This window comes from uncultured Flavobacterium sp. (genome assembly GCF_963974175.1).
GTDB lineage: Bacteria > Bacteroidota > Bacteroidia > Flavobacteriales > Flavobacteriaceae > Flavobacterium.
Genome location: NZ_CAXBBR010000012.1, coordinates 88,176 through 99,992, shown reverse-complemented (window position 1 = coordinate 99,992; position 11,817 = coordinate 88,176). Strand labels below are relative to the sequence as shown.

Annotated in this window: 8 protein-coding genes; 4 read left to right on the top strand and 4 right to left on the bottom strand. The window is 36.5% G+C overall.

Going from position 1 to position 11,817, the window contains the following annotated elements:
- The 3 genes from AAC069_RS15680 to AAC069_RS15670 form a co-directional block, all read right to left on the bottom strand.
- On the bottom strand, window positions 1-602 hold a 602-nt coding region (locus tag AAC069_RS15680), incomplete at its 3' end, for a DUF3347 domain-containing protein (protein WP_339921379.1).
- A gap of 34 nt (window positions 603-636) precedes the next feature.
- Entirely contained in the window at window positions 637-1,488 is an 852-nt protein-coding gene (locus AAC069_RS15675) for a DUF3347 domain-containing protein (protein ID WP_339921378.1), read from the bottom strand.
- A gap of 153 nt (window positions 1,489-1,641) precedes the next feature.
- Entirely contained in the window at window positions 1,642-2,004 is a 363-nt protein-coding gene (locus tag AAC069_RS15670) for a hypothetical protein (protein ID WP_132003493.1), read from the bottom strand.
- 457 nt (window positions 2,005-2,461) lie between these two features.
- Here AAC069_RS15670 and AAC069_RS15665 point away from each other — a divergent pair, with 457 nt between their 5' ends.
- Window positions 2,462-2,710 carry an IS3 family transposase gene (locus AAC069_RS15665; protein WP_165932656.1) on the top strand — a complete coding sequence of 83 codons (249 nt, stop codon included), beginning with the start codon at window positions 2,462-2,464 and terminating at the stop codon, window positions 2,708-2,710.
- 248 nt (window positions 2,711-2,958) lie between these two features.
- Here the strand turns inward: AAC069_RS15665 and AAC069_RS15660 are convergent, their stop codons facing one another.
- Window positions 2,959-3,189: a helix-turn-helix domain-containing protein gene (locus AAC069_RS15660; RefSeq protein WP_339921377.1), complete on the bottom strand. Its 231-nt coding sequence runs from the start codon at window positions 3,187-3,189 to the stop codon at window positions 2,959-2,961.
- 1,350 nt (window positions 3,190-4,539) lie between these two features.
- On the opposite strand from AAC069_RS15660, the gene AAC069_RS15655 reads away from it, so the two are divergent.
- From AAC069_RS15655 to AAC069_RS15645, 3 genes are read left to right on the top strand one after another with little or no spacing between them, the layout of a single operon-like run.
- On the top strand, window positions 4,540-7,575 hold the full coding sequence (locus AAC069_RS15655) for a SusC/RagA family TonB-linked outer membrane protein (protein WP_339921376.1): 3,036 nt from the start codon (window positions 4,540-4,542) through the stop codon (window positions 7,573-7,575).
- A 15-nt stretch (window positions 7,576-7,590) separates the two neighbouring features.
- Entirely contained in the window at window positions 7,591-9,000 is a 1,410-nt protein-coding gene (locus AAC069_RS15650; protein ID WP_339921375.1) for a RagB/SusD family nutrient uptake outer membrane protein, read from the top strand.
- Window positions 9,001-11,685, top strand: a complete 2,685-nt coding sequence (locus AAC069_RS15645; protein WP_339921374.1) for a prolyl oligopeptidase family serine peptidase — start codon at window positions 9,001-9,003, stop codon at window positions 11,683-11,685.
- Window positions 11,686-11,817: the final 132 nt, after the last annotated feature.

Here is an 11,817-nt window from a genome sequence, read left to right as displayed (position 1 = left end):
CATTTTGGCATTTTACTTCCCAAGTATGGATTTTTGATTTCTTTGATTTCACTTATCCAAATTGCGCCCTTCCCATCATCTGCCATTGGACAAAAATCTTGATATAGTTTTTGACCTGCTCCAAAAGTTTTTATCAAATCATTCATATCTTTACTCAACATGACAAAATGCTCTCTTTGGTGTTCAATTTTTCCAGAATTATTTCCAATGTGTTCCGCATGTTCTTTAGCATCCTCGGCTATATCCAAATATCCAGCTTTTAATGTTGCATCTATTGAATTGGAATTTACTTTATTGAAAGTTGCGTATAACACATTTCCAGCATCTGCAGCTCCTCTTGTATCGTCTTTCGTTAATGCATTTTTTAAAGTTAAATAATTACTGATAAGTTCTTTGATCGAAAAAGTACTTTGAGTAGCGGTTGCTATGACGTCTCCAGATTTAGTTTCGTTGTGCTGGTTTCCTTCTTGGTGTTCATTTGTTGATTCAGTTTGAGTTACAGGCTCAGTCACTTCCGAATTAGTTGCCCCTTCTTTGTTTTTTTGGTTACAAGAAACCATTACGAATGCCATTGCTATGGCTGAAAGAGTTATATTTTTCATTTTTTTAAATTTTAGTTTTGAAATGTTTTGAGCATTATTTAATTGTTTCCACTGTTTTACCACAACTTAGCATCATGGAACCATAATATGGATTCTTGACTGCATTCTCTTTACTTAGCCAATACGCATCTTGCATTGGGCAATATTGATAATATGTAGGAGTTTCACTTTTTGAAACTTTCATTAATTCATAGGTATTTTGGGTAACTGATTTAAATAGATCTCTTTGACGTTTAATGTCCTGTGTTTCTGAAATAATTTTAATGTCATTAGTGAGTTCTTTTATCATTTTCATCCAAACCATGTGTTCTTCCATTTTTAAGTCCTCCATATTCAAAGTACTAATAGCTGTTAGCAGGTCTTTAGCTTTCATTGAAGCCATTTCAGCATCTGTTTTAACTAAGGCATCTTTTAATAAAAAATAATTGTCAAAAACAGGTTTTAAAGGACTTGCTGTTTTTTGTTTCTTATCAGTAATATCAGAATGTATATCGTGTTCGCTATGATTGGGCATAGTTTCCATATCTGTTTTTACAGCAGTTTTTAATTCTCGATCATATAGACAACAGTCGGAAAGTTTATTATATGCATCTTCTGGAGCTAGAAATTTTGCATTATCATAACCGGCCAATGCGATGCGTTTAAGGATTTCTTCTTCATTGGTTTTTTTAGCATCATAAGTAATCGTAGCCATTTTGGTGTCCTTATTCCAGTCTACTGAAGCTAATTTTTTAAGGTTTCCCGCTTTTTCTATGGAGGCTTTGCAAATGTCACAGTTACCGAATATTTTTACCGTTGCTGTTTTTGCATTTTTAATTTGCGCGTTGGAGACTACTACTGATAACAATAGAACTATTGTTATCACTGTTTTCTTTAGTGAATTCATTATGTAAATAATTTAATTTGAAAATAGCAGAAAACAATCAACAAATAGAATTTGAACTATTTGTTTAATAATTGCAATTAGCCGAAAAAGTAAATGATTTTAAAGCAGTGCTTGCTTTGAATTTGACATAGTATTGGCTGTCAAAAAAGTAATTTAGCTTATTTTAGGTATAAGCCATATAGAAGAATATCCATCAGACGTAAAAGTTTCTGATTGATAAAATTTTTGTTTTTTAGTAGAAAAATTAAAACTATTATTTTTAATTTCTGATTGTATATAGGAAAAAATTCCAATGTTAACGACTGGAGTACTACATAATGCTTGTCCGCATTTTCCATTACATCCGTCGTGATTTTTACTTTTTGAATGGGACTCACAACAATCTTTCTTATCCATTCCAGAAGATATCTCTTTAGTGCAAGAGTGTTTTTTAGAATTACCTCCACAGGCAAAAGTAGGCGTTGGCATCAAAAAAATGCCAAGTATTACTAATACTAAAAGGTGGATTGTTTTCATATAAAAATATAAGTAATCAAAAGTAAAAAATATATATTTAAAACAGCATAAAAGTTTTGTTAATTTTTTTAATTAGGGTATTTAGTTTTCGAATATGTATTAAACAGAGCTTTATTGTAAATGACTATTTAAAAATATGGCTTTCGGATATTACTTATATACAAACCAAGGAAGGATTTGTATATCTGACGATTATTATGGACTTGTACGATTGAAAAATTATAGGCTGGAGTTTAAGTGATGAAATAAATACAAACGAAATCAGGTTTCGAACTTAAAATACGATGGTTAAAAGCCGAAATATTTAATAAAGCTTAATTTTTTACTTTGAAAGAGGTGTCCAATATGCGAGAAAAAAGTCTGTAAATGTTCTTGATTATTAGTATAATAAACCCGCAATATGAGCCGTAGAGGGAATTGTTAGGACAATGCTGCAGCAAAAAGCATCTTTAAATCCTTGAAAACTGACTCGAACGATAGCGAACTGGCGAAGCAATTGATTTATGGAAATAAACTAATTTCTAAAGAACAAATGAAACTGGAAACCTTAGAATATATTGAAGTTTGGTACAACAGAAAAAGAAGGTATTCTACTTTGAATTATCCAACTAATGAAGAATTTAATAATCAAAGTGACCAAATTTTCTTAACCAATTTAGAACAGTTGCATGACTTTGAATACCGTATTATTTTCGGGCTTGAGTAACGGATGTAAAACTTTTTTCGATTTAATTAACAATCTGAGGCTTTAGCGACATACTATAATCTCGCTGACTTCGCTTTACATAATTTGTTTTTTTTTCCATAACGATTGTTTTGTGTATCGTTATTTCAGGACGAGACAAAATCTCTTTGTTTTTTTGTGTATACGCTAAACTAAGGTTGAGTTTTATTCTCCAAACCTAAAAAGCCTTTTTCATAATACTTTACGGTTTTCCGTGAATACATTAATATTTATTTCTTATCTATAAAAACGTCTTTCATATCCATATCAAGAGCTTCACAGATTTTCAAAAGAGTAAAGAAGTGAAAGTCTTCTTTGCCATTTTCTATATCGCTAATCTTTGCTCTATCGAGTTTTGAGTCTTTATCAGCTAACTGTTGTTGAGTTAATCCTTTTTCTTTTCTCTTATTACGTATTGAATTCCCTATCTTTTTGTATATCTCGATAAAATTTTCTTGCATTTTTTAAAAAATATTTTGTGGTTTTATTGCCACATTAAAAAATAATATTATATTTGTTATAGCGAATTGATAATGAGACTTTAATAGTCATAATTCAAACGATGTTTTCTCGACTCAAAACGACCAATTTTACCTTCGAGAGTATCGTGAAGTCGCTCCATGTCAAAAAGTTTCTTACTTTTGCATACGGCATGCGAGCGGTTCTCACGTAAGCTTTAGGTGGTAACTTTTAAATCGAAAGATTTAGAAGACGGGTTTGGTCGCCCATGAGTCTAAAGTGTGAAACCGCTCCTTGCTTTTTTCTGCAAGTACCCTTCATACCAAGAAATACATCGTTCCATAACCATAAACCTATAAATTATGAGAACGATTTTTTTATTTGCCAGCACGACCAAACCACCCTAACTACCTGCTAAAACAGGCTACCTTTTGTTGTCCCAAAACTGAAATAAACATGGTGTTGGGATAGGGAAACATTGAGAAGTATTCTTATCAAAGAAACTTCCGTAATCAGGATTTTAATACTGATGTGTTTACCCCTGTCTTAACACGTAAAATGGGAAATTATAAAAAATAATTCCCTATATATACACTCAAATATTAAAATGCTTTTGACACCTAGATTTAAGCTTTTCCTCTTTAAACTCGCACTTTAAAAGTATTGTCTTTATTTCTATTTTCCAAATGTTTTTTTTAAACTTTTAGAGCTTTTTTCAGCAAGGGCAGCAAAAGGTTTTTTTAAAACTTAAATCCATAAATCATCATTCCCAATTAGGAAATCAACTTTTCTTAACCGGACTGGGATACTTATGCCAACAACGAACCATAAACAGCAAACTATTAAACTATTAAAAAAACACCTGCACCGAAAGGTCCATTGAATAATCGCCTAGTTAATTTATTTTGAATTTGTTAGTAAAAGGTGCAGGCTTGTTTTTTGATGGTGAATTAAGAACAAAGGAAATAGATTCACTTATTTGAAATAACTCATAACCTAAAAACCAAAACCTATGACCCAAAACCCATTTTATAACCCCCATAAATTAATAAGATGAAATACTACAAACAAATTCAAGCTGCATTAATAGTGGCATTAATAGTACTGATATGCCTTTGGCTTTATGGCTGCAACAGTTGTACTTAGTGAAGAAAAAAGAGCAAAGAATATAGATGCCGCAGGCGTTTTTATTATTTTATTTTAAATGCAGTACAAAGAACAAAATATAAACCCAATTAAAATCCTACCTATGAATTAAAAGCACTAAAAAAAAGGCCCTCTAACTCGTCGGCAAACTTGACTAGAGGACCATCGCTAACAAAACTAACGTTTCACTTAACTATACCAATATTATGAAAAATTATTCATTCTACAAAGGGCGGTCGGCTTTTTGGTACCTGATAATTATCGGGTTCACACTAAGCAACACTCCTGCCTTAGCGAATAAGCTCCTGAGGCAAATGCAGTCTCCGCACCAACAAAACCAAATATCCGGTACCATAACTGATGGTAAAAATCCTTTACCTGGTGTGACAATTTCCATAAAAGGAAAAAGAAACAGTACCGTTAGCTCTGACTTCAACGGGCAATATATTCTGTCGGCTACTGCTACAGATACTTTATTGGTCTCCTTTATAGGATTCAAAACAGCAATAGTTCCCATACGCGGGCGAAAAATAGTCAACGTCCAATTGCAGGAAGACATCACCAGCTTACAAGAAGTTCGTGTCAATGCTGGCTATTATACTGTCAAGGAAAGTGAACGCACCGGAAGTATTGCTAAAATTTCTTCTAAGGACATAGAAAAACAACCCGTCACTAATATACTTGCAGCGATGCAGGGACGAATGGCTGGGGTTAGTATCACACAGGAAACGGGCGTTCCGGGTGGTGGTTTCAATATTAATATTCGCGGCGTAAATAGCCTCAGAACCGATGGCAATGCGCCATTATACATCATTGATGGTGTTCCATATTCGTCTGATCCCATAAGCTACAGACAAACTTCGACGACAATTCCAGGAGAAAGCAACCCTCTCAACAGTATTAATCCCAGTGATATAGAAAATCTGGAAATACTAAAGGATGCGGATGCAACGGCGATTTATGGCTCTCGTGGCGCTAACGGCGTGGTATTAATCACAACCAAAAAAGGAAAAGCAGGTGTAACTTCTTTTACAATTAATACCTCACACGCAACTGGCACGGTAACCAGAATGCTTGACATGATGAATACCCAACAATATTTAAAAATGCGTAGACAGGCCTTTGCAAATGATGGGATTACGACTTATCCCTCTAATGCTTATGATGTGAACGGAACATGGGACCAAAACCGGTATACTGATTGGCAAAAAGAATTGACAGGAGGTACGGCTGATATTTTAAGCATGCAGGGAACCGTCAGTGGAGGATCTGAACAGACTCGGTTTTTACTTAGCGGGAATTACAGGACAGAGTCTACCGTATTTCCTGGTGACTTTTTATACAAAAAAGGTGGCGCACATCTCTCTTTAGACCATAAATCCGAAAGTAATAAATTTCGCATCAGTTTTTCAGGAGGATATACAGCCCAGAAAAATGATTTGCCTTGGACTGACCTGACTTTATTATCGAGAAATCTTGCTCCTAACGCTCCAGCTCTATATGATGCTCAAGGAAACCTTAATTGGGAGAATAGTACTTGGCAAAATCCGTTAAGTAATCTGGAAGGTAAAAACAGATCAGAAACCTATGATCTGGTTGCTAGTACACTAATGACATTTCAACTGGCAAAAGGAATAGAATTTAAATCAAGTTTTGGTTTCACAGATCTTAGTAGCGATGCAAGTCGCACCGCACCGTCAACCATGTATAATCCTGCATACAACTATGGCAGTGAATATTCATCAATATTCAAGAATACTCTGGGGAGGCAGTCATGGATAGTAGAACCACAGCTAAATTGGCATAGTGCTTTCGGTCGCTCAGAAATAGACGTTTTGCTTGGCAGTACTTTCCAGAATCAGCAAACAAAAACACGAATTGAGGAAGCGTCAGGATTCACAAGCAACAGCCTGATTTATGACCTTACCTCAGCATCGTATTTATCAGTCGAAAGCGATGAAATGCTGGTCTATAAATATCAAGCATTTTATGGCAGATTCAATTATACATTTAGCAATAAATACATTCTTAACTTAACAGGACGAAGGGATGGTTCGAGCCGCTTTGGTCCTGGAAAACAGTTTGCAAATTTTGGTGCAATAGGCGCAGCATGGCTGTTTTACAGAGAAAAATGGATTGAAAACAATGTTAGTTTTCTAAGCTTTGGAAAATTACGAGGTAGCTATGGTACAACTGGCAACGATCAAATAGGCGATTACCAATTTTTAGATACCTATTCTTCTTCAGGTTATGAATATCAGGGTGTACATGGATTGCAACCACTACGCCTTTATAATCCAAATTTTGGTTGGGAAACCAACAAGAAACTCGAAGCGGCATTTGAACTGGGTTTTTTAAAGGATCGCGTTATGTTGACTACTGCTTGGTACCAAAACCGTTCCTCAAATCAGTTAGTGGGATTGCCACTGCCAGGGACTACAGGATTTACAACCATCCAATCCAACTTAGATGCTACGGTACAAAACAATGGACTTGAAATCACACTGCGCACGATTAACATTCAAAAGCCAAATTTTAATTGGACCACAAGTTTTAACCTTTCGGTAGCCAAAAATAAGTTGTTATCTTTTCCCGGTCTGGAAGGATCACCTTATAAAAATGATTACGTGATTGGTCAGCCCATCACAATAAGAAAGTTGTTCCATTCCACTGGAATCAACCCGCAAACAGGTATTTATGAATTTGCTGATATAAATGGAGATGGTCAAATATCCTACGCAGATGACAGAGAGACCGTTCGCAACTTCAGTCCAAAATACTTTGGTGGATTGCATAATCAATTCACCTACAAAGGCTGGCAACTGGATTTTCTGTTTCAGTTTGTAAAGCAGCTCAATTTTAACTTTGCTAGTACACAGGGATATGCTGGAACTTTCCGCAACCAGCCTGCAGAAATTGTAAACAGTTGGACACAACCGGGAGATAATGCACAATATCAAATTTATACCACAGGTGTAAATCAGGAGGCAATGCAGGCGAGCGAATATTATGCCGAAAGTGATGCAGCAGTAAGCGATGCCTCATATATCCGTCTTAAAAACATTTCACTTTCTTATGATCTGCCTCAGGAGTGGCTCAAAATTATGCACTGCAAAATTTCACTGCAGGCACAGAATATATTTACCATAACATCCTATAAAGGAGCAGATCCTGAATTAATGGAAGCAGGGTTCCTGCCTCCATTAAGAATAGTATCAGCAGGATTTCAGTTTACATTTTAATTAAAAAATAGTATTATGAACCAAGAAATATACATTTTCGTAAAGAGAAACAAAACTATGTTATTCTCAGCTTGGCTTGTTGCATTGTGCGGCATCCTATTTAGCTGTGATAGCTTCGTGGATACAGACCAACCCAATTCGCAACTAACCTCTAGTGCGGTATTTGAGAGCAAAGCCACTGCTGAGGCTGCAATGACCGATATTTATGCACAAATAAGGGAAAATGGCATAATAACGGGCAAGCTTTCCGGCATTGGTAATCTGATGGGGAACTATAGTGATGAACTAATAGCCTATGAAACTGGATCCTATTCGTCTGAGCCATTTTATAATAATTCAATACTGGCATCAAATGCTCTTATTTCTTCAATGTGGAACTCCGCTTACAATCAAATATATGCCGCAAATGCAGTAATTAATGGTGTAGATAATTCTATTGCCCTCGCAGTAGCTGACAAGAGCCAATTGAAGGGTGAGGCACTTTTTGTACGTGCGCTAAATCATTTCTATCTCGTCAATATTTTTGGTGATGTCCCTTATGTTGCAACTAATGACTATAAAGCAAATAGCGTGGCAACCCGGATGACAACAATTGAGGTGTACAATAAAGTCATAGCCGACCTGAAAGTAGTAATTGACTTGTTACCCCAAGATTATGTAAGTGCAAACAGGGTGCGTCCAAACAAAGCTACCGCACAGGCTTTACTGGCTCGTGTATATTTGTATACTGGTGCTTGGTCAGAGGCTTCTAATATGGCTTCTGCAGTTCTGAACAATGAATCGCTTTATGTTTGGGATGAAAACCTCGATAATATTTTCCTGAAGGAAAGCACCACAACCATCTGGCAATTGGCGCCTGCCTACGAAGGGCACAATACTGAAGAAGGTATGGTGTTTATTTTTTCCTCAGGACCGCCGCCAACTGTCGCACTTACTAATGCGTTAATGTCATCTTTTACAGCAGGAGATCTGCGGAAAAGCCATTGGACACTAGCAGTGACAGACGGTAGCGATACTTGGTATCATGCATTCAAATATAAAGAGAAGACAGATACCGGAGCAACAACTGAATACTCCATAATTTTTCGCCTTGCGGAACAATACTTGATCCGCGCCGAGGCACGGGTGCAACAAGGAGACTTGATTGGCGCAAAACAAGACTTGAATAAAATTAGACACACTGCGGGGCTAACTGATACCTCCGCTGATAACGCAAGTGACATCGTAGATGCAATAATTAAAGAGAGAAGGCTGGAATTTTTCACCGAACACGGACAGCGGTTTTTCGACCTAAAACGCACTGGCAAACTTGATGCAGTACTTGGCAATAAACTGGGCTGGAACAGCAATGATTCTCTTTGGCCGCTTCCGCAATCGGAACTTCAGGTAAATCCATACCTCAAACCTCAAAATCCAGGCTATTAAATGAATCAGATACAAAATAGTTTCTTGCTGCAACACATCAAGTCCTGCAACAAGCACTTAGGGATACGGGAGGTGTTACCGCCTAAATTGGCTTTATATGTATTTTTTTGGTTGGTTACCTGTCCAGTAATCGGACAGGTTCAGCCAAAAGCACCGGTAACCGAGGCAGATTACCACCTCTGGGGAACATTATATTTTGATAAAATTTCAGACCTTGGAAATTGGGTAAGCTATCGAATGGATTACGACGAGCATCCGGATACACTGTTCGTAAGAAATGCTGTTGCCACGATAACCTATAAATTTCCGGAGGGTACCAATGGAACTTTTAATAAAGAATCACAGTTTGCCTGTTTGGTTCCTGGAAAAGGACTTGAGTTGCTCAATATGGAAACGGCTTCAAGAAAATTTATTCCGAGTGTAACGTCCTTTTTATTTACTACAAATGGTAAGTTTCTGATAACACAAAACAGGGCTGCTTCCGTAAATTGGGTTTGCATAAGGGATACCAATGGTAAAATACTTGACAGTATTATTGGTGTTAGTAGTTATAAATTAAATCCTGCAGGCGATACTATGCTGTGTTCAGTAACAGAGGGTAACAACAATAGCATTGTTCAGATAACGATGCGCAATTTAATAGCAAAAAAGATTATTGTTCAGGATAACGCTGGCACATTTACAAACATGGTCTGGCAGAACAATGGACAAAGCTTTGCTTTCCTGCAACACTCAGGGGATGCTGTTTCTGGCAATGAAAGAAATACCGTTTTTTATTACACATTGAAAGAGCAAAAAATGTATCATTTTGAGCCAGAAAGAATAAACAACTTTCCTGATGACCTTCGCATAGCTAATGGATATGAAAGCAGACTTACTATTTCAGATGATGGTAGCAAGATCTTTTTTGGCTTGACAAAAAAAATACCGACAGGAGAATATGCAGATAATGAAGTGCAAATTTGGAATGGCAATGACAAGCGTCTTTATCCACAAAGAAAAGAATACCGCGATTGGGAAATCATTGCCAAACTTGCCGCGTGGTGGCCACGTGAAAACAGCTTTATTCAAATTGCCAGTGATGATAAACCATTTGTTGTTTTAGATGGGAAGCAGGAATACGCCATAACCTTTAATCCGACGGATCGGGAACTACAATACAAGCTGTATCCGAATACAAATTTTTTCCTAACAGAACTTAAGTCAGGTAAAACTAGGTTGTGGCTTGAAAACCAATCTGTAGATATGAATAATTTGAGCATTTCTCCAGATGGCAAATATGCTGCCTATTTCACGAACGGAAACTGGTGGATTTACAGTTTTTCAGCTGGTACTTACACGAACGTCACTAAAAAAATGAACCTAGCACTATTAAGTGAAGAAAACGGGGAACCAACCTCCTTTGGTGTTGAAGGATGGGGTCTTGATGGACAGACTATAGTATTACGTGATCAGTATGATCTATGGGAAATTACAACCAATGGATCTTCTTGTCAACGAATTACTTTTGGCATGGAAAAAGGGATTAGTTATAGAGTTAAAAGACCTGGAATCGATTTAAGTCGTAAAAGTAATTTTGATGGGTTTACAGGTTTAGCAATTGATGTTAACAATTTGCTTCTGGAGGCAACAGCTAAAGAAGATAATGGATATTTTATATTAGATCGAAAAAAAGGAATGTATCCCATAGCTTGGGGCACAGGCTTTATTTCAAATTTGGCTATAGCCGAGGGTAGCGATGTCTACGTTTATCAGGAAGAAGATTTTGACCGACCTCCATCGTTAAAAATAAAAAATAGTAAAAAAGATAAAGTAAATATCCTGATACAGAGTAATTATCAACATAAAAATTATCTCTGGGGAAAAGCAGAAGCCATTCACTATAGAAATTCAAAAGGCACAAAGTTAAATGGAGTTTTGTTCTATCCCGCGGCATATAATCCAGAAAAAAAATATCCGATGGTAGTGCATATATATGAAAAACTATTTGACAGACTACATCGTTATTTTAATCCATCACAATTCAATATGGAAGGATTCAATATTGCGAATCTGACCGCCAAAGGCTACTTTGTATTGCTTCCAGATATTGAATACGAAATGGGAAATCCAGGTCTATCTGCAGCGGATTGTACTATTGCCGCAACGAAAGAAGTCATCAGAAGAGGATTAGTAAATTCTGATAAGATTGGACTGACAGGACATTCCTTTGGAGGTTATGAAACCAATTTTATTATTACCCAAACTAACCTTTTTGCAGCGGCAGTATCGGGTGCTGGAATATCTGATCTTAGGAGTCATTATCTTTCAATTGGCTGGCCTTTAGGTTCGGCCGAAATCTGGCGCTATGAAAGCCAGCAGCTTCGTATGAATAAATCACTTTTTGAGGATAAGGATGGTTATGACCGAAACTCACCTGTGGTACATGCAGATAGAGTAAATACGCCCTTACTATTGTGGACTGGTGAAGAAGACAGACAAATACATTATTATCAAAGTATTGCTTTTTATCTTGCATTACAAAGATGCAACAAGAAAGAAATTATGTTAGTATACCCAAGTGACCGCCATGTAATTTACGATAGATCACATCAAAAGGATCTTACACGTCGTATCGAGGAGTGGTTTGATTACTATCTAAAGGATAAATCAGAAGCAAAATGGATCGTAAATGGCACAAGATAAAATAACAATGCAGGCCGTTTTTAAGCCTGCATTGTTTTTAAAAAAGTTTCAAAAAGAACAACTAATTTTTGTGGTACAGCTCTTTTGTGCAGTTCGCACCTACTTTTTCAAAAGCCTGTACACCTGAAAGAG